Origin of the sequence: Larkinella fluvii (assembly GCF_051857545.1) — a bacterium.
In the GTDB taxonomy this organism is placed as follows: Bacteria; Bacteroidota; Bacteroidia; order Cytophagales; family Spirosomataceae; genus Larkinella.
Genome location: NZ_JBPZHB010000019.1, coordinates 70,837 through 92,737, shown reverse-complemented (window position 1 = coordinate 92,737; position 21,901 = coordinate 70,837). Strand labels below are relative to the sequence as shown.

Genomic DNA, 21,901 nt, shown 5'->3' with positions numbered 1-21,901 from the left:
TCGATACCCGAGTTTTTGAAATTCTTAGCAAGCAATGAAGATGAAACAACTTTTATATTGCCTGGAAAGTGGGTTACCGGAGTGGCCTGCTCGATACCCAAAGGCCGTCAACCTGCCCGGATTACCGCTGCGAATGGCGCAGCGTATGAAAGCACTCTGGCTGACTTTCCTGGCCGTAGGACTGTTTCTCGGGAGCGCATCCGCCCAGGTAGGAGGGACGGCACCCGGTGCCGACTTCGACGGCGATGGCGTGATCAACTCCGTCGATCTGGACGATGACAACGACGGTATTCTGGACACCGTGGAGTCGCCGGGCTGTTTTTACACCGCAGCAGAAGCCACCCGCATTGTGTCGATTACTTCGGGGATTGCCGAATTTGCGGGCCAGCCGCTCTCCAATGCCATTGACGGCGTGGTGGGCAATGGAGTCTCCTCATTTGCTACGACTTCGAATGCCATAGCAGGCGTAACGATCTTTCAGGTAACTCCCACAGTACCGGTTGCTATAAGCTCGCTTAACCTGCTGTATGCCGGTAATACCTTCTCAACGGCGGTAACGTCGACGATGGTTCTCCAGGGGTTTGATGGCTCTACCTGGGTCAACCTATCCAATCCGCAGTCCTACCCGGGCGGAGTTCCCAACGTAACCATCACCATCGACAATACCTTCCAGCCAAATGTAAAATACCAGCAATACCGCGTTCAGGGGGTAGCCGGTACCATTGGCTATACGTCGATTTTCGAACTAACCTTATCGGTTTCTGCGAGTTTTGACGCCCAGAATTACCCCAAAACCACCTGCTCACCCACGGCGGATGCCGATGGCGATACCTTCGCCAATCACCTGGATCTGGACAGCGACAATGACGCCTGTAGTGATGCCAACGAATACTACGGCCTTCCTACGGCCGACGGCGGGGATGGGGGCGTTTTTGGTACGGGTGTTCCGACTGTCAGCACGACGGGCAAAGTAACGACGGCCAGCTATACCGGTACGTACAGTTTGGCGAACAATGCGGCTTTGAATGTCTGCAATGGCAGTGCGCCCCCGTCCTGTACGCCCGCCCAGCAGCTCGCTCAGCAGCGGTATTGGGCATTTGGGCTGAACGCCGGAATCGACTTTGGGGCTTCCCTCAATGCCCCTACGTCGTTTGTTACTTCCCTGCAGGCCGCCGAAGGTTCAGCCGTTGCTACCAACAGTGCAGGAGAATTGTTGTTTTATGTTGGAGCGCCACTCGACTACAACACAAATCCCAGTGTACTTACTTCCAATGTATATGATGCCACCGGCGCGATTATGACCAACGGCACGGGGCTTTTGCAGCACCCTTCCATGACCCAGGGAAATGTAGCGTACCAATCGCCCGGCAATCCGGACAAGTATTTTATCATTGCCAATAATTTTGCACTGGAGCAAAATCCGCTATTGGGCAATCTGACGTATTCGGTAGTCGATATGTGTTCCAAATCGGTTACTCAGAAAAATATTCAAATCGATTCACAGATATTCAGTGAAGCCATGATTGCCGTCCCCAGCAGTGACCCCACCAAGTTCTGGGTATTTGCTGCTACCAATAACAATAACCAGGTGTTAGCGTATCAATTCGATGCGAATGGTTATACCGGAGTCCGGGTGACATCCAGCTATATCGCCAGTCCTACCAGTTCGCGGGTTTTGCGTTTATCACCCGATGGTACCAAGATGATGCTTGTAAGCAGCAATGGGTTCGATGCGACGCTGGGCTGGCACACGACTATTGACTTATTCGATTTCAATGCCACAACGGGGCAGGTAAACCTGCTCTGGAGTATGGACTATAACGACCCACAACAGGCTGCGTACGGGGGGGATTTTTCGCCCGACGGGAATTTGATTTACGTGTCGGGTTTGAATTCGTTTCAAAAACTATTTCAGTTTACCATCGCTGGCAAAACTTCAGGGGCTCAGGTATTCGCTACCAAAGTGGATCTGGGTAATGCGGCAGGTCTGGGCGGTCAGGTAGTACGCGGACCCGACGGGAAAATGTACGTCGCCAGTTACGGACTGGGAACACTGGGGGTTATCAATAGTCCGAATACGGTGGGAGTAGGGGCCAATTTTGTGCCGACCGGCTTTGCGCTATCGGGTGGAACCACCTCTACCTATGGATTGGCTCAGACGGCTTTTGGTTGTGCGCAACCAGCCGCCCGGTTTACGTTCAATTGCTCGGCCGGGGCCACAGCTTCCGGGGTTTTTCTGGCCAATGGCGTAACCGGACAAACCGGAACACTCACCATTCCGATCTCTGTTTCAGTGGCAGGATCGGTGGCCGTCACCGTTACCGGAACCGGTTTTACCACCAACCCCGCTCCCGTAATCATCACGCTCACGGCGGGACAAACGTCGATGACCATTCCGGTGGTGTACGACGGCAGCGGTGTCGCCGGTGTTCGAACCCTCACCCTGACGTCGCCCCAGGTTTCTGGCTCTTGTAGTTTGACGGGTGTCAACTCCACCTGTACCGTTCCCGTAACGGTGCAGAGCTGTCCGACAATTACCAATGTGTCGGCAAACAACACCAACCCTACATTTTGTTCCGTAGCCAATGGCAGCATCAAAATCTGCGGCTTACCAGCCAACAGCACAGGGCATTCCGTCACCTACGAAAAAGATAATGTCGCACAAACCGCCCTCGGTGGGTTAACCGCTGATGCGACGGGCTGTTTGGTTATTCCGAACCTGGGTGCCGGAACCTACACCAACATCAAGGTAACCAATCTGACCTGTACGACGGGGTCCAACACGCTGGGCCCCATCACCCTGACCGACCCGGCACCGCCGGCTGCTCCGGTTCCCAGCCTGACCTCCACCACCATCTGTTCGGGCAATCAGGTTGCCATCAACTACACCACCTCGCCGGTGGGCGCGCAAACCCAGTGGACCCGGATGCCGGGCGGGCAAACCGGTTTGGGCAACGTCCTCGATTTTCCGACCGCCACCGGCACCACGCCAGTGAGCTATACCTATACCGCCATCGTCACGGGAACCTTCGGCTGCCCCAGCCTGTCCGCCGTCACCACGGTGCAGGTCGATCCCGTTCCCATCATTACGCCCTCGATCTGTTCGCAAACCATTTGTATCGGCCAAACCGGGGCCATCACCTTTGTCAGCAGCATTCCCGGCAGCACCATCAACTGGCTGCGGGTCGAAGACGGGGCCACCGGCACGGGCAACATCAGCAGTTTGTTTGCCACCGCCGGAAATTTTACCTACAAAGTGTGGGGCGTCAGTCCGGCCCCGGCTTCGTGTCCGTCGTCCACCACCATCACCTGTACGATCCTGGTCAACAACTGCTGCGACCTCGTCGCCACCGCCGTGCCGACCTCGGTTACGAGTTGTTTATCACCCAACAGCGGTTCCATTCTGGTCACCTACACCGGTTCGCAGACCTACCAGTATAGCGTAAACGGCGGAGCGGCTCAGCCCCTCGGCACGAGTCCATTCACCATCGCCAACCTGGCACCGGGAAGCTATACCGTTGTGGTTCAGGCCGTAGGCGACCCGACCTGTACGACCGCGCTGTCGGCCACCATCAACAGCCCAACGGCCCCGACCGTGATGGCGACGAGCAACAGCCCGTTGTGTAGTGCCAGCACCCTGTCGCTGTCGGCCACGAGCGGGTTTACGACCTACGCCTGGAGCGGGCCGAACGGTTTTGTCAGCGCGTTGCAGAACCCGACCATCCCCACCACCACCACCGCAGCCAGTGGCGTCTACAGCGTAACGGCCACCAATGCAGCCGGATGTACAGCAAGTTCGTCGACAACTGTGACCATTGCGACCCAACCCAGTCTAAGTATTAGTACGGGCTCCGGTCTGACGATCTGCTCCGGCCAAAGCACCACACTCGCGGTGGCGGGCGACGGTGGAGCCACCGTAACGTGGATCAACAATCTGGGACAAAGTGGAACAGGAACAACCATCAATTTTGCCGGTATCAGCAACCTCAATGGCGTACCCCAAACGATTACCTACATCGTTACGGCCCAGGCCGGGAATTGCTCCGACACCGAAGTGGTTACCCTTACCATCAACCCGGCTCCGGCCCTGCAGGTCATTCCCAGAAATGCAATTATATGCTTGTTAGAACAAACAAATATTGTGGCTACGGCTTTCCCGCCCACGGCAACCCTCAACTGGACCCGCACACCCGCCACGCCCGATCCACCGGCCAGCACCGGCACCGGAACGGGCAGCGTAACGATCAACCAGGTGTTGCCCGTCGGAACGTACCTCTACACCTTTACCGCGACGCAGAATGGGTGCACCAGTGCCCCCATCACGTCGCAGATCACGGTGAATAATTAAGTTTTTAGTAAAGACAAGATAGACAAGAGACAATAGAAAGGAGAAGGAAAACAAAAAACCGAACCATCAACAGGCCGTTCATCGTCTTTCCTCTCTTGTCTCGCTTCTACTCTCTAAAAAAATAACCATCAATAACCGCTTTTTAACAAGACCGCAATGAAAACCTCTATCAAGCATACGCTCGCGATGATCGCCTTTTTAGCCAGCACGTTGGTGGCTCAAGCTCAGATGAAAGTGGGCGATAACCCAACTACCATCAACCCCGGTTCGCTGATCGAGATGGAAAGCACCAACAAGGGCCTGTTGATGCCCCGCATCAGCCTGACCACCACGACCACCTGGGGCTTGGCGGGAACCCCGGCAGCGGGGATGCACGTCTACAACACGAATGCTTCCATTACCTCGACGAATACCAGCTATCCGACATTGGCGGCTAAAATCGGAGAGTATTATTGGGATGGGACGGGTTGGGTGGCGTTGGCACCGGCGCAAAGGAATACAGTAATAACATCATTTGAACAAAGTGTAGGGGGTGTAATAGATTTCCCTACGATATCAGGTACTTGTAATGTGTATACAGCCCCTTCTGTTTTACCTTGTGCGACCTACCTCAACCATACAGGGTCGTTTGGCATTACCAATAATACAAATGATGTAGTGATCGATCTGGCTACTACTTACATATTGGCAAATAATACGACTACCGTATTTTTTAATATAGTTATTTATGTCGATGTAACTACTCCTGGAGTGTTTCAGCGAGTTGGCGCGAATTTTATCACTCATACTGGTACTGGTTGCGGAGGCAGCTCCACCCTCAGCAAGGCTGTGCTGAAAAATCTTCCTGTAAGAAGTAACTACACAGTAAGAGTCTACTTCGCCCCTTGGGTCAATACTGGTGCCCCGGCAAAAATTGCTTTTGGTGACCAAATTGTACCTGGTTGTGGAGATGTAACCTATACTGAAAATAAACTAATCGTTTCAGTTAGCCAATAATGACTCTATGGGCGGTTTTTATAAGCCGCTGGCACAAGTTCAGGATAGCGCATAGCTCGTTATTCTGAAACCTCAGCCTTCCAACTGGTACGAAGGCGCAACGTTCTTTTTGATTTCCAGTAATACCTCTGTTTGCTCCAGGGCTTGGTTTTGCCCCCAACTGAAACGTCGGCCCGGCCCCTAAAGGGGGCTTGAAAAAACCGGATGCAGAAGCCCCCGTTAGGGGCCGGGCCGACGTTTCGGTTGGGGGCAAACCGGGCTTAGGAAGCAAAACCGAGGCTTGGCAAGCGAAACCATGCTTAGAGCAAAGTGCCCCTTTAGGCCGGTCCGACGCTTAAAGGCTAGTAAACAGTGGGGAGTTACCATAATTCAGTAGTCAATCAATAAAGTTATTAAATCGCGATAAGGTGATGGGAAATTATACCAGAAAGCACAAGTTGTTGGTTTTCATGACGTTTGTGTTTACCGTCCTTAGCCAACAGGTGTACGCTCAGTCGGGCAGTTTTGGCAGCACATTCATGCATACCGGGGGCGAGGACGCTATTTATGCGCAGCACAACTTCGTCACCGGGAGTGGCACCATCAATGCCGGGATCATTGGCTCCGAGCGGCAACCCGCCATCGGGATGTACAGCTTCGTGGGTCCCAACGGCTCCTGGATCAACGCGAGCAATACCGCTTTTGTGGATGGCTACGTCCGGACCTACAATACCGGTCCGTTTACCTTCCCCATCGGCGACAACGATAAATACCGCCCCGCTGCGGTTTCGGCTTCCTCCTTTGCGGCTCCGACTACGGCCGCATACTACGGCGTCGATCCCGGTGTGGCCACCACGAGCAACCTCATGGGCGGAGCCTACGGCGTTTTGCCCGGCGGAGGTCTCGCTTTCCCCACCACCGCCAAAGCCACGGGCGTCGGCACGGTCGACAATGTCGAATACTGGGACATCGACGGCACCACGCCCGCACGCATCACCCTCACCTGGGATGCCAACACCCCCATCACCGCGATGGTAGGAGGGGACTTGAGCAAACTCACCATCGTCGGCTGGGACGGCAACCAGTGGGTCGCCATTCCGTCGGCCTTCGATACCGGTTCGCTTATTCAGAACACCAGCGCGAGTACGTTTACCGGCCTTCCCGGAACAGTTACGGCCGGTTCCATCACCACCACGGCCGCCATCGTGCCGGGGTCGTTCATCGTCTATACGCTGGCGGGCGCGTGTCCGCCCATCACCGTCACGCCGAGCCTCACGTCGGCCACGATTTGCTCGGGCGAGCAGGTAGCCATCAACTACACCACGGTTCCCTCGGGCGAGCAAACCCTCTGGACCCGGATGCCGGGCAATGTAACCGGTTTGGGGAACGTCACGGATTTTCCATCGGTCACGGCCTCTACCTCCTTCACCTATACTGCTTCGGTTACTTCATTTGGTTGTCCCAACAATACAGCAACATCCATCGTGACCGTCAATCCGGTTCCGGTTATCACGCCCTCGGTCTGTTCCCAAACCATCTGTTCGGGTCAGACGGGTGCCATCAGCTTCATTAGTGACCTCCCCGGCACCGTCGTTCACTGGTTGCGGCTCGATAACAACCAATCTGGCACCGGCGACATCAGTCAGGCGTTGTTCAACACCGGGCCGGTTTCCCAAACCATTACCTTTCAGGTCTGGGGCGTCAGTGCTGCCCCGGCTTCCTGTCCATCGTCCACCACCATTACCTGTACGATTGTTGTCAATCCGGGTCTGGATGTGCTGGCTTCGGTAGCCATAGGCAGTGGTTGCATCGGTCAGCCGCTGAGTCTGTCGGCCTCGGCAACGGGCGGTTTGGCACCACTGACCTATGCCTGGACGGGCCCCAACGGCTTCATCGCTTCGGGTTCGACGCCACTCGTAACCGCTACGGCGGCTGCGATTCATAACGGAACCTATCTGGTGTTGGTAACGGATGCAACGGGTTGTTCGGGAACGGCCACGGTGCCGGTCTCGGTCAGCAACTGCTGTTCGCTGACGGTCACCGCCGGGAATCCCATCGTAGCCTGTGTCGGCGGTCTATTGAACCTGACCGTTACGGCCGGAAACAGCACGACGGCTCCGGTGACGGCCCCTATTTCCTACGCCTGGACCGGTCCGAACGGATTTACCGCCAACACCGCCAACCCGACGATCTCGCCCGTTACGGCGGCCGCTTCGGGACTCTACAGCGTTACGGTCACCGACGGCCAAAGCTGTACGGCAACAGCAACGGTTAGTGTGACCGTCAACGCGGCCCCTTCGGCGGGTGAAGACAAAATCTTGTCCCTCTGTAACAACGAAACCGCCGACCTGGCCACCTACTTCCCCGCCGGGGGGTCTTTCTCGGTGTTGAGCGGGTCGATGACCGGCACGGTCTTTAGCGGGATTGCATCGGGTGTCGGCTCGTTCACGGTAGCGTATGCGGTCGGTGGCAACGGTTGCCCGATCGATCAGGCTTTTGTGACCATCGTCGTGCGCGATTGTACGCCATTGGCCTGTAATTATCCCGTTAGCGCGGGCAAAGTCGATGCGACCTGCGGCAACAGCGACGGAACCGCGTCGGTTTCCATCGGTGGCCTTCCGGCAGGAGCGACGACCGGTTTTGCCTGGAGCAACGGAAAAACCGGCCCGAACATCACCGGACTGGCGGCTGGCGTCTACAGCGTGACGGCCACCATCACCACGGCCACCGGCGTTTGTACGGTAGTCGATAGTGTGAACATCAACGACATTGGCGCACCGATCGGCGAAATCGACCTGATTACCTCCGCCGACTGTCTGGGCAACAACGGCGCTGTCGCCATCGACATTACGAGCGGCACGGGACCTTTCACGATTTCCTGGACGGGTGCCGCCACCGGCTCGCTGCCCGGTGCCACCCTGGGCGTCACCACGATTCCGAATCTGGCCCCCGGTTCCTACAGCTTTGAAATCAGTAGTGCCACGAGCAATACCGCCTGTTCGTCTTTCCTGGCGATTACGATACCGAAAGACGACAGCGATCAGATCACTATTGCCGCCGTACCGACCAATGCCACGGCCTGCGGTTCGTTTACGGGCAGCATCGTCATCACGGCCACTCCGGCGGTGGGCGTAACCGGACCGTATTCATTCTCGCTCAATGGGGTTGCCCTCGGCACCTCGGCTTTACCGACCTACACGGTTACGGGTCTGGCGGCTGGCGTTTATATGGTTAGCGTGCGTTCGGCGGGTGGTTGTACCTCAGCCGAAATTCCGGTAACGATTACAGAAACCGGTGCCCCGGTCATTGCGGGCTGGACGCCGGTCAACCCGACCTGTCCATCCGATCAGGGTCAGTTGATCTTTGCCGGTGGTCAGCCAACGGCTACGTTCCTGGTTCGTGAAGTAACCTCAGGTGCGATTGTTGGCCCAACGGCCGGCATCAGCGGAGCCACTTCCACGACGCTGACACTACCGGCGGGAACCTACAGTATTGAAGGAAACACGACAGCGTCGGCCTGTACCTCCTTTACCACGGTGACCATCACGGTGCCGGAAGGACTGAACTTCAACGTCGAATATACCAAAGTAAACTGCGGACCGGGTGGAACGGCCAACAATGACGGCACGATCACGGTCGTGCAGATCACCGGCGGAACCGGACCGTATTCAACGACAGTAACCAACGCCCAGAATCAGGTGATCGCTGCGGTTTCGCCGGGCGTGTACACCAACCTGGCACCGGGAATCTACAACGTCAAAGTATTCGATTCGAAAGGTTGCTCGGGCGTTGAAAGCGTCTTTGTTACCGTTCCGGATTGTAAAGTGGTTTGCCCGGTTATTCCGATGGATACCTACGTCGTGGATGCCAATTGCGGAGCCTCCGACGGCCACGCGTTAGCCACGCTGGGTACTTTCGCCGACAGCGATGTTACCTATGAATGGAGCAACGGCTCTTTTGGCAACATCATCACCGGTCTGGCATCGGGGGTTTACTCGGTCACGGCCACGGTACTGACGGGAACCTTTACCGGTTGTGCGTATGTCGAAACCGTCAATGTCAACGAAATGGGTGGCCCGAAAGTCGAGCAATTGACGGTGGTTCCTTCGAGCTGTTCGGCCAATACCGGCACAGTGTCGTTCAACGTAACCGCCGGTACGACGCCTTTGGCCGTCACCTGGGTTGGGCCGGTGAGCAGTTCCCGCTCCGTATCCGGTTCCATTCCGATCTCGTCTTTCCCGATCACGGGTCTGGCTGCGGGCAACTACGTCTTTACGTTCACGAGTGCCAACTCATCGTGCGAAACCGTACTGGACGTCACGATCCCGGTTTCATCGAGCAGTTCCATTACCTTGGCCGCTACGCCGAACCCCACTTCCAGTTGCGGAGCGCAGGATGGTTCGATCAACCTGACGGCGTCGGGCAGTGGTCCTAACTATACCTTCTCGCTCAACGGAACGGCGTATACCTCCGTTGCCATCAATACTTTATCCATCCCGAATCTCCCTGCCGGGGTTTACCGGGTTGGCGTCACCAGCGGAGCCAACGGTTGCCAAACCGAACGCATCGTAACGATCAACGAAACCGGCTCACCAGCCGTAACGGGCTGGACGTCACAAAGCGCGGTTTGTGCCCTCGATCAGGGGTCACTTACCTACGCCGGTGGCTCGGGTGCGGGGACCTACCGTATTCTGTTGGGTACCACTCAAGTTGGCACGACCCCGGAAAATGCCACAGGGCCGGTTGTGTTTAGCTTACCGCAGGGTGTCTACACGATTGAACTCAAGGATGGAGCCTGTACCTCCTTCCAGAACTTTACCATTGCCGGCCCGGCCGGTATCGACTTCAATGTTCAGTACGTAGCGGAAAGCTGCGGACCCGGTGGCGTCGGCAACGGCGACGGTACGCTGGACATCGTTCAGATCAACGGTGGCACGAAACCTTACACGGTTTCGATTGTCAACAACCAGGGTCAGGTGCTGGCAGGAGCCAGCCATACCAATCTGCCTGCGGGGAATTACTTCGTTTCGGTGGTGGATGCCAACGGCTGTACCGGCAACAACGGTGCGCTTGTCACCGTACCACCCTGTCAGCTTAAATGTCCTCCGCTGGCGTTCAATACCTCGGTTATCGATAACCTGTGCGGACAAACCAACGGAGAAGCAACGGCCAGCCTGCTGAACGTACCGGCTGGTGCCACGGTAACCTACCAGTGGAGCAACAGCCAGAATGGACCGGTTGCATCCGGGTTAACCTCCGGCGTCTACTCGGTGACGGCCAGCCTGTTTGCCGATAATACCATCTACGCGGGTTGTGTGTACGTCGATACCGTCAATGTCAACGACATCGGCGGTCCGGTGGCCAGTGTATCGGCTACCGCCGGAGCCAGTTGTACGGCGTCTAACGGCTCTGCGGCCATCAATATCCAAAGCGGAACCGGACCCTTTATGATTGCCTGGACGGGTGCAACCACCGGAACGCAGCCTGCTTCCAACCTGGGTCTGGTGAACATTACAGGCCTGAAAGCCGGTAATTACGTCTTCACGGTAACGGATGCTACCACGAGTTGTAAATCCGTCATCGATGTTGTGATCCCAACCCGTACACCAAACGGCTTTACGCTGGCGATCACCCCAACCAACACCAGCGGTTGCGGAGCGTCCGACGGTTCCGTCAGGGTAGTCGTTTCTGGGGGCACGGGTCCTTTCACCTATAGTGTGAACGGCTACGTAAAAGGCACGAGTGCTTCACGGACCTTCACCGCATCGGGTTTACCGGCGGGTGTCAACGTGGTGGAAGTGATGGATGCCAATGGTTGTGTTGTGAAGACCGAAAACGTGCTGATCAATCCGACGGGGCAACCCGCTGTGGCTGGCTGGTCCAAAACCGATGCCCTTTGCCCACAAAATACCGGGATCATTCAATACGGTGCGGTTGGCGGAATTGCCACCGACGAGTACGTTGTAACGATTGCCGGAACCGCAACCGAAATTGGCCGGAATTTTGGCAATGTGCCAACGTCTTACTCGGTTTCGGGTGGAACCTATTTAATCACCAGAACAACCTCAACCTCCTGCGTTTCCGTAACGACAATTACGGTCAATCAGCCGGACGGATTGGATTTCAATATTCAGTTCAGCAACCCGACCTGTCTTTCTCCGGCATCGGGTAGCTTCACGGTGGTTCAGCCTTCCGGCGGAACCGCGCCTTACTCCTACACCATCACCGGTCCAACGGGCGTGGTGGCGAATGGTTCACCCACCGCTACGAACCTGATGGCCGGTAGCTATACCATTACGATGGGAGATAGCCGAGGCTGTACCTTTACGAATGTTAAAGTGCTGACCACGGGCTCTAACCTGACGGTGACCGCAGCGGCAACGCCAGCGATTGTCTGCGTGGGTCAACCCATTAGCCTGAGCGCAACGGGTGTGGGCGGTACAACACCACTCACCTACGCCTGGAGCGGCCCCAACGGATTCGCCGGAACCGGCCAGACCCTGACGGCAACAGCCACCCTGAGCGGCAACTATACGGTGGTCGTCACGGACGCTGTCGGTTGTACGGCGGTTCAGTCGACCAGTGTGACCGTTGGCGCGACGCCGACAGTAGCCGCAACTCCATCGACGGTTTGCGTGGGCCAAACGGTAACGCTTGATGCCACGCCGGGCGGTACGAGTTATGCCTGGAGTGGCCCTAACTTCTCGACGGTTACCAGCAGCCCGAGCGCAACGATTCTGAACGCTCAACTTACCAATGCCGGTATTTACTCCGTAACGATTACCGGCGGCAACGGCTGTACCGGTACGGCTTCGACAACGGTGACGGTCAATGACCAGCCGGTTGTAACGGTTTCGGTGAACAGCAATACCATCTGTGTCGGAAGTAGTCTGATTCTGACGGCAAGTGCCAGCCCGACCGGTAGCTACACCTATACATGGAGCGGACCCAACAGCTTTACCGCGACGGGGGCAATGGTAACGATCAACAGTGCCTTGGCTACCAACAGCGGCAGCTATACCGTGATTGCCACCTCGGCCAGCGGTTGTAGCTCCTCGGCGGTCATGACCAACCCGGTAACGGTGACGGTATGCTGCGAAACATTCGGGATGAACGTGATTGCTACCAACGCGAACTGCGGTCAGCCGAACGGTGAAGCGACGGTGACGGCCAGCGGGGGTACGGGAGCTTACAGTTATGTGTGGAGCAACGGGATGACGGGCAGTCACGTAACGGGTCTGTTAGCAGGTAGCTACACGGTCGTGGTGTCGGATCTTACCGGTTGCACCAGCAGCACGGTGGTTTCGATCGGCAACGTGGAAGCCCCGCAACTGGCGGTGCTGTCGACGAGCCCAGCGGTTTGTCTGGGCGCGACGGGCGCGGCCAGTGTGACGGCAACGGGTGGCGTGGCTCCGCTGAGCTACGTGTGGAGCAACGGCACGACGGGCAGCAGCCTGTCGGGTGTGGTGGCTGGTGTGTACAGCGTGACGGTGACCGACTCGAAAGGGTGTTTGGACATCACGCAGGTGACCATCGGCACGATTCCGGGCAGTCTGACGGGTGTGATTTCGAGTACACCATCGGCCTGTAGCCAGGCTTCGGGTAGTGCGACGATGACGGCCAGCGGCAGCAGTGGCTACCAATACCAATGGAATACAGGCGCGACGACGGCCAGCATCAGTGGTCTTGTCTCGGGGATATATAGTGTGACGGTGACGGATGTAGCCGGTTGTTCCTTCACAGGAACGGTGAGCATCGATGATCAGGCGGGTCCGAGTGTGGTGACCAGCACGACGGCGGTGCTGTGCAATGGTAGTTCGACGGGCACGGCGTTGGCTTTGGCCAGTGGCGGTTCTGGTGTCTACAGTTATTTGTGGAGCAACGGTGCGACGACGGCGAGCCTGAGCGGTTTGTCGGCGGGTGTTTACAGTGTGGTGGTGACGGACGGCAACGGCTGTAAAGCCAGCGACGGGGTAACGGTGATCGAACCGGCATCGATTCTGGCGGAGTTGTCACCGACGACGATTGCGTGCGGCAGTACGACGGGGGACATCACGCTGACGAGCATCAGTGGTGGTTCGGGTGTTTACAGCTACCGTTGGAGCAACGGTGCAACGACGGCGAGTCTGTCGGGCGTGGTGGCCGGAACCTACAGCCTGACGATCACGGATTCGAATGGTTGTATCGCTACGGGTAGTGCGACGCTGGTGTTGCCAACGAACTGTATTCCGCCTTGCGAAAGCCGGGATATCAGTCTGGTAGCGGTCAATCCGTTGTGCGGTCAGGCCACGGGCACGATCACGGCGACGTTGTCGGGCACGGTCGCTGGTGGCAGTGTGATCACCACGAGCTGGCGTAATGCGGTGAGCAACGCGGTGGTAGCCACGAACGTGATGAGTGTAAGCGGTTTAGCCGCGGGAAGTTATACGCTCAGCGTGACGGTGACCAACGGCAGTCAGGTGTGTTCTTACTCGGCGATCACCTCGCTGAGCGATGTGGGCAGTGCGTCTTTGGTGGTGTCCGGCACGACGGCGACGGATTGTGCGGTCTCGAACGGCAGTGCCATGCTGACGGTGAGCGGGACGGGTTCTTTGACGGTGAGCTACAGCGGTCCGGTGACGGGCAGCATGGTGGCGGTTTCGGGTCCGGTGAGTCTGAGCGGTCTGTCGGCGGGTCAGTACAGCGTGACGGTAAGCGACGCGAATGGCTGTCGTGCGGTGGAAGACTTCGTCATCGCTCCGAAAGGTGCGGTGTCGTTGAATCCGGTGGCCACAGCGAGTCCGGCTTCGTGTACGGGCAGCAATGGCAGTGTAACGGTAAACTGGAGTGCGCTGGCAGGTGTGAGCTCTTACAGTGTGACGGTTGGTGGTCAGTCGACGGTGGTATCGGGCACGAGTGCGACCTTCAGCGGTCTTGCCGGTGGCAGTTACGCGGTGACGGTTTCGGTGGCAGGCAACGCGGGTTGCGGCCTTTCGACGACGGCGGTGACGGTACCGACGAGCAACGGTCCGGCGCTGGTCGTGAGCACGGTTCAGCCGCTTTGTGTGGGCGGAACGGGTGTGATCGCGGTGGTGTCTCCGGTGGTGGGTGTGACCTACGGCTTGTACACCTCGACGGGTACATTTGTGAGTACGGGCACGAGTTTCACGGTGTTGCCGGGGACGTATGTGGTGGGCGCGCTCAACAGCACGGGCTGCGTGAGCACGACGGTGGTGACGATCGCTCTGCCCCTGGGCATCGACTTCAACGTGTCGGTATCTGCGGGCGCGTGTGGCAATCCGGGTAGCCTGACGGTGAGCAACATCAGCGGAGGCACGGGCCTGACGACGGTGACGGTGACGGGTCCATCGGGTGTGGTAACGAATTTGAACAACCTGGCAACGGGCAGTTATACGGTGGTGGTGACGGATGCGAACGGTTGCCGTTCGAGCCAGGTCGTATCGGTGACGGCGACAGCCGCAGCCCCGGCCCTGGCGATCGTACAAACGGAGACCAACTGTGGCAAAGCCAACGGGGAGATCACGGTAACGGCCAGTGGTGGCTCGGGAACGTATACATATCTGTGGAGCAACGGAGCAACCGGTGCCCGGGTGACGAACCTGGTGGCCGGTACCTACACGGTGGTGGTAACCGACGTGGCGGGCTGTACCAGCAGCACGGTGGTGACGCTGGGCGATGTGGAAGGTCCGCAGTTTACGAAGGTCTCGACGAGTCCGGCGATCTGTCTGGGCGCAACGGGTACGGCGAGTGTGACGGCGACGGGTGGCGTATCTCCGCTGAGCTACGTGTGGAGCAACGGCACAACGGGCAGCAGCCTGGTGGGTGTGGTAGCCGGTGATTACACCGTGACGGTGACCGACTCGAAAGGGTGTAAAGATGTGATCGGTGTCGAGATTCTGAGTGTTCCGGGCAGTCTGACGGGTGTGATTTCGAGTACGCCATCGGCCTGTAGCCAGGCTTCGGGCAGTGCAACGATGACGGCCAGCGGCAGCACGGGCTACCAATATAAATGGAATACGGGTGCGACGACAGCCAGCATTAGTGGTCTGGTGGCGGGCACCTACAGTGTAACGGTGACGGATGCCAACAGTTGTTCGTTCGTTCAGAGTGTGACGCTGAGTGATCAGGCTGGTCCGAGTGTGGTGGTGAGTGTGACGGCGGTGCTGTGCAATGGTAGTTCGACGGGCACGGCGTTGGCTTTGGCCAGTGGCGGTTCTGGTATCTACAGCTACCTGTGGAGCAACGGTGCGACGACGGCGAGCCTGAGCGGTTTGTCGGCGGGTGTTTACAGTGTGGTGGTGACGGATGGCAACGGCTGCAAGGCTGGTGATGTGAAGACGATCGTTCAGCCAGCGTCGATTCTGGCAAACCTGTCGCCGACGACGATAGCTTGTGGCAGTACGACGGGCGACATCACGCTGACGAGCATCAGTGGTGGTTCGGGTGTTTACAGCTACCGTTGGAGCAACGGCATGACGACGAGCAGTCTGAGTGCCATTGTGGCGGGCACCTACAGCCTGACGATCACCGACAGCAACGGCTGTGTGGCCATCGGTCAGGCCACGCTGGTGTTGCCGACCAATTGTCCAGTCTGTGTGGATCCGGTGCTGACGTTGACCGGTCCGGTTTGTAATACGGTAACGGGCCTAAGCTCACTGACCTATGTGGTGAGCAACGGAGCGAGTGTAACTGCCAACGCAGGCATAATTGACTTTGCTACGAATACGATTAACAATATCCCGCTCAACACGGTGGTGGTTATAACGGCTACTGCGGGTTGTGGCGTGAGCAGTGAGACGATCGTAACAGGTGCTACCTGTACCATCTGTACGGTGGCGATCTCGGCCGGAACACCGGTGTGTCTCAATGGTACGACCTACGTGGCGAGTGTAACAGCCAGTGCGGGGTCAAGCCTGACCGCTATTGGTGGCAGCTTCAATCCGCTCACCGGCCTGGTGACGGGTGTGGTTGGTAGCAATGTAACGGTGATTGCTACGAATGGGAATTGTACACAGGCTCGGGTGATTACCGCACCGACATGTACGAGCACCTGTACGGACAGCGGTCCGCTGGTGAGCATCAGTGGTCCGGTGTGCGACGGAAACGGCAGCACCTACACGGTGAATTACACGGCGGGCACAGGTGTTGTCGTGACCTCGAATGTGGGCAACTATACGCTGGTAGCGGGTCGAATCACGGGCATACCGCTGGGTGGCGGGGTAACGATTACGGCCATCAGCAGCGTATGTTCGCTGACCCAGGTGACGCAGGTGAGTGCACCAAGCTGTGCACCGCCCTGTAACATAACCCTGGCCGTTGGAGCAACTTCGCCGGTGGCTTGTGTGGGTGGAACCATTAGCCTGACAGCAACAGCTACTGGTGCAGCCACACCGGTTACCTACGTATGGAGCGGCCCGAATTTCAGCACGACAACAACGGTTTCAACGGTGAATATCGTTTCTGCAACGGCAGCCAACAGTGGTAGCTACACGGTTGTCATTACCGATGCCAACGGCTGTAGCAAAACCGCTGTGACGCCGGTTTCGGTAACCGTAACGCCTGCTCCGGTAGCTGCCAGCAGCGTTGTGTTGTCAATTTGTAACAATGAAATTTTTGATCTCGCCACGCGATTCCCGGCAGGCGGAACCTTTACTGAATTGACCAGCAGCAGTGCGCTGGTAGGGTCAGTGTTCAACGGTATTGTTTCTCAGGCCGGAACCTTCCGGATTCTGTATACGTCGGCCGTAACCGGTTGCGGTAGTTCAACGGCCACGGCGACCATTGTCGTGCGCAGTTGTAGCCCGCCACCGTGTAATTTCCCGCTCAGTACGGCGGTTGTCGATGCCAATTGCGGTGCCAATGATGGTCGTGCTCAGGCACTGGTCGGTGGATTGCCAGGCGGTGCAACCGTTGGGTATAACTGGAGCAACGGCGCCAGTGGACCACAGATTACGGGATTGGTAGCCGGCGTGTATTCGGTAACCGCCACCGTGACCAATGTGCAGGGGAGTGGTTACCTGAACGGTTGTGCGATTGTCGATACGGTCAACGTCAATGAAATCGGTGGGCCAATCGCCATCAAAGGTGCCGTTCTGCCTGCTACTTGCCCGGGGAATACCAACGGACAGGTGACGCTCACCATCCAAAGCGGAACCGCTCCCTTTGTGATCAGCTACTCCGGTCCGATTAGCGGTTCGCTGCTGGCAGGTAATCTGGGCAACCAGACGGTAAGCGGTCTGGCGGCTGGTGATTATGTCTTCCGCATCACGAGCACCGTCAATGGTGCTACCTGTGCCGGTTATGTGCCGGTTCATATTCCACGGGACGATGCCGCACGGATTTCCGTCACGGCAACGCCAACGAATGCCACCGCCTGCGGATCCCCAACGGGCAGCATCCAGTACGCAGTTACTCTGCAACCGGGCGTAACCGCACCGTTCACGTATCTGCTCAACGGGCAAGTAATCGGCACGTCATCGCTGCCGACCTTCACCCTGAGCAACCTCATTGCGGGATCGTATGTGGTCGGTGTTCGCAGCGCCGACGGTTGTGCCGCTAACGAAGTTTCGGTATTGATTGGGGATACGAGCGCACCACCGGTAGCGGGCTGGACCGCAAACAGTGCCACTTGTCCGAGTGATATTGGCTCGCTGGTGTTTGCCGGTGGACAACCCGGTACGACATCTTACCGTGTGGTTAGTGTGGTGAACGGCGGAACCATCGCCACCGTCAGCGGTGCTACGGCAACGACACTGGTGCTGAGTGCCGGCTCCTATGCCGTCATCCGAACCAGTACGGCGGATCTGTGTACTTCCGTTCAAAATTTGATCATCAATGCGCCGACGGGTCTGGACTTCAATGTTCAGTACAAAGCTGCGACCTGTGGACCTAACGGGGTGGCTCAGAACGACGGCAGCATCCAGATCATCCAGATCGAAGGTGGAAAAGCACCGTATTCGATTCGTATTCTGGATAATAACAACACCATGGTCAGCAGCAGTACGGCTACCAATGGTCTGACTGCCGGGAACTACATCATTGAGGTGCGGGATGTTAACAACTGCGCCGGTATCCAGCAATTGCTCATCACCATTCCGGATTGTCAGCGAATCTGTCCGGTATTACCGCTCAATACGGTGGTTGTCGATGCCAATTGTGGTGCCAATGATGGCACAGCGGTTGCTTCTCTGGGCGGTTTGCCAGCAGGTAGTGCAGTGAACTACCTCTGGAGCAACGGCCAGAACGGCCCCACGGCAGTTGGCCTGAGTACGGGTATCTACAGCGTAACCGCTACGGTAACCGGTACGCCGAACGGCACTTCAATCGGATGTGAATATGTCGGTACCGTTAATGTCAACGAAATGGGCGGCCCAATTCCATCCGTTCTGGCCATCGCGCCCTCGCGTTGCTCGGTCAATACGGGTATGGTGTCCCTGAGTCTGACCGCCGGTACGGCACCTTATAAAGTAAGCTGGACTGGCCCGGTTAGCGGAACCCAGGCGGCTCCGAATCCGTCGTCAGTACTGATTTCGAACCTGGCACCGGGAAGTTACACCTTCGTGGTGACCGGAACCGGTTCGAATTGCCAGGGCGTCATAAACGTCACGGTGCCAGTATCTACTTCGGCGGATATTACCCTGACAGCCACGCCAACCAGTGCCGGTAGTTGTGGCGCCAGCAACGGCTCGATTGCGGTGACGGTAACTGGCGGTACGCCGAACTACACCTACACCCTGAACGGGCTGGCATATGCCAGCCAGGCTTCGACGTCGTTGTCGATTCCGAATCTGCCGGCGGGTTATTATACGGTTGGCGTGACCGCGGCCAACGGTTGTTCGACCACGGTCACGGCCACCATCGGTACCACCGGTGGTCCGTCAGTGACGGGCTGGACACCGCAGAGCGCGCTTTGCCCCGATAACAGTGGAACGCTCACCTTCGCGGGTGGTCAGGCGTCAACGGTTACCTACCGGGTTCTGCTGGGCGGTACCACGCTGATTGCCACCGTACCGGGTAATACCACGGCTACTGTTGCGGTTTCGCGTGGCACGTATGTCATCGAACGGCGCGATAACAATTGCATCAGTTCGTATCAATCCTTTACCATTACGGCACCGGAAGGCATCGACTTCAATGTCCAGTACACGGGTGAAACCTGTGCGCCGGGCGGAGGAAGCAACCAGGACGGCAAAATCCGGGTGGTTCAAATCAGTGGCGGAACGGCACCTTATAGTGTAACGGTATTAAATAGTCAGAACCAGGTCGTTTCGAACCTGAACACGCTGTCGGCGGGTCAATACACAGTTAGGGTCACCGACATCAATAGCTGTACCGGTGTGAGCAGTGTCCTGATTACCGTGCCACCCTGTCCGCAGGTCTGTCCGGTTCTGACGTTCAACAAGTCGGTTCTGGATTCAGAATGTGGCGTATCAAACGGCACAGCGACGGCTACCTTACTGGGGGCTCCGGCTGGTTCATTTGTAACGTACGAGTGGAGCAATGGACAGAATTCGCAGACCATCACGGGGCTGGCGTCCGGAACCTACAGCGTAACGGCGACAGTCACTACCCAGAGTGGCGTGTACAATGGCTGCAAGTATGTTGACGTAGTTCATGTCAATGAGATCGGCGGCCCAATTGCCACAGTGGCAATAACGACCGGTGCAAGTTGCACCGCATCGAATGGGAGTGTGATTCTGACCCTTTCAGGTGGTTCAACGCCTTACAAGGTGACCTGGACGGGTGCGGCTACCGGATCGCAGAATGCCGCGGGTGCCGGTTCGGTTCTGATTGGTAGCCTGCCTGCCGGAAATTACATCTTCAGCGTGTCGGCGGGAACCAGTGTTTGCCGGTCACTGGTAGAAGTAACGATTCCTCACAACGATACGGCAGTGATGCAGGTATCGGCAACACCAACCGATGTAACGGGTTGTGGAGCGGCTAACGGTTCGATTGCGCTGAATGTGACCGGCGGTACAGCACCGTTCCTATATACGGTCAACGGCTACATCACGCTCTCGACCACCAGCAGAACCCCAACCTTCCCGAATCTGCCCGCGGGCTCTTATTCGGTGACGGTGCAGGATGCCAATGGTTGTTCTGTTACCAAAACGAATGTGCTGATCAATACGACGGGAAGCACGGCCATTGCGGGCTGGTCGAAAACGGATGCGTTGTGTGCCGACGGTAGCGGAACCCTTACCTATGGACCTGCTCCCGGCGTTGCTACCGACCAATATGTTGTCCGGATTGCCGGTTCGAATACCATCGTAGGGCAGACTGCGGGGAATGTACCGCTGACGCTGAACCTGCCGGGTGGTACGTATCTGGTAACCCGCACAACGTCGAACTCGTGTGTTGCCGTTCAGACGTGGATCATCAATCAACCTGCGGGTCTGGAGATCAACGTTCAATACGGTCAGCCGACCTGTACTTCGCTGACCAGTGGTAGCCTTGCAATCGTTCAAACCAGTGGCGGAATGGCCCCGTATACTACCACGGTAACCAGCGCTTCCGGAGTCGTAGCGAATCTGACGGCCTTATCGGCTGGTAGCTACACGGTAACAGTGGGTGATGGAAACGGCTGTACGATCAGTCAGGCGGTTAGTCTCACCATCGGAAACTGTAACTTCTGCTTCACGCCATACGTCTATCTACAGGGGGCTTTGGTGGATGACGATGGGATATGGCCGACGAATCCGGCAAGCAGTACGGCGTCAACAGGCGGGAACATTATCCCACTCATGCGCGATGATCTGCGGGCACTGGGAATCATTCCTGTGAATGATCCGTACCGGGCTATACCCTATATCGGGACCTTCTATCCGGGTGGCCTCGGTTCAATCCCGGCACTGGATCCATTCAACGAAACGATCACCAACCCGGCGGTTACGTTTGCCAATCGGGGAGAGAATTCGGTGGTTGATTGGGTGTTTGTTGAATTCCGTGATAAGACCACGCCGTCGATTGTTAAATACACCCGCTCGGCACTGGTATTGCGAAATGGTACGATTGTCGATCTTGACGGAACATCCTGTCTGAACATCAGTCACGTTGCACCGGGTGATTATTACGTGGCCGTCCGGCACCGGAACCACCTGGGTGTGATGACGCAGACGACGCGTAGCCTGAATGTAATCGGATCGAATGTAACGGTCGATTTCCGTAACCTGACGCCGGCTGAGATCTGGCACGATACCAGCGATCCCAATAGTGTTGGCCTTTATGGAGACAAAGAACGCCGGGATATTTCGTGGGCACCGGGTAAGTATGCGCTGTGGGGTGGTAATGCCAATGTGGACAACGCAACGATTTACCAGAGTCAGTTGAATGATCCGCTGGAAGTATATATCCAGATTACAACGGAGCCACTCCTTGCGCCGGCCAACCTCTTTAACATCCCGTCATTCATTCTAAATGGCTACTTCAGCGGGGATGTTAATTTGAACGGAAAGACCATCTTCCAGGGGCAGCAAAACGATACGCATATTATTTACAACATCATGATTCAGCACCCAAGTAATGATTTAAATATCCCGTCATTTATCATCGTACAGCAACTTCCGTAAGAATGATGAG

At 57.0% G+C, this 21,901-nt stretch carries 3 protein-coding genes; all 3 read left to right on the top strand.

The genetic code is table 11. From position 1 onward, the window contains the following. Nucleotides 1–40: 40 nt before the first annotated feature. The 3 genes from ACS5NO_RS31955 (at nt 41) to ACS5NO_RS31945 (ending at nt 21,891) form a co-directional block, all read left to right on the top strand. On the top strand, nt 41–4,348 hold the full coding sequence (locus ACS5NO_RS31955) for a hypothetical protein (protein WP_439418863.1): 4,308 nt from the start codon (nt 41–43) through the stop codon (nt 4,346–4,348). Nucleotides 4,349–4,504: 156 nt separating this feature from the next. Further along, nucleotides 4,505–5,344: a phage tail-like protein gene (locus ACS5NO_RS31950; RefSeq protein ID WP_439418862.1), complete on the top strand. Its 840-nt coding sequence runs from the start codon at nt 4,505–4,507 to the stop codon at nt 5,342–5,344. 410 nt (nt 5,345–5,754) lie between these two features. Continuing rightward, complete coding sequence (locus ACS5NO_RS31945; protein ID WP_439418861.1) at nt 5,755–21,891, top strand: beta strand repeat-containing protein; 16,137 nt, start codon at nt 5,755–5,757, stop codon at nt 21,889–21,891. Nucleotides 21,892–21,901: the final 10 nt, after the last annotated feature.

What these genes read in the sequence shown, in the direction of transcription:
- ACS5NO_RS31950 (WP_439418862.1), top strand. Translation starts at nt 4,505, where the DNA reads ATGAAAACCTCTATCAAGCATACGCTCGCGATGATCGCCTTTTTAGCC.
- ACS5NO_RS31955 (WP_439418863.1), top strand. Translation starts at nt 41, where the DNA reads ATGAAACAACTTTTATATTGCCTGGAAAGTGGGTTACCGGAGTGGCCT.
- ACS5NO_RS31945 (WP_439418861.1), top strand. Translation starts at nt 5,755, where the DNA reads ATGGGAAATTATACCAGAAAGCACAAGTTGTTGGTTTTCATGACGTTT.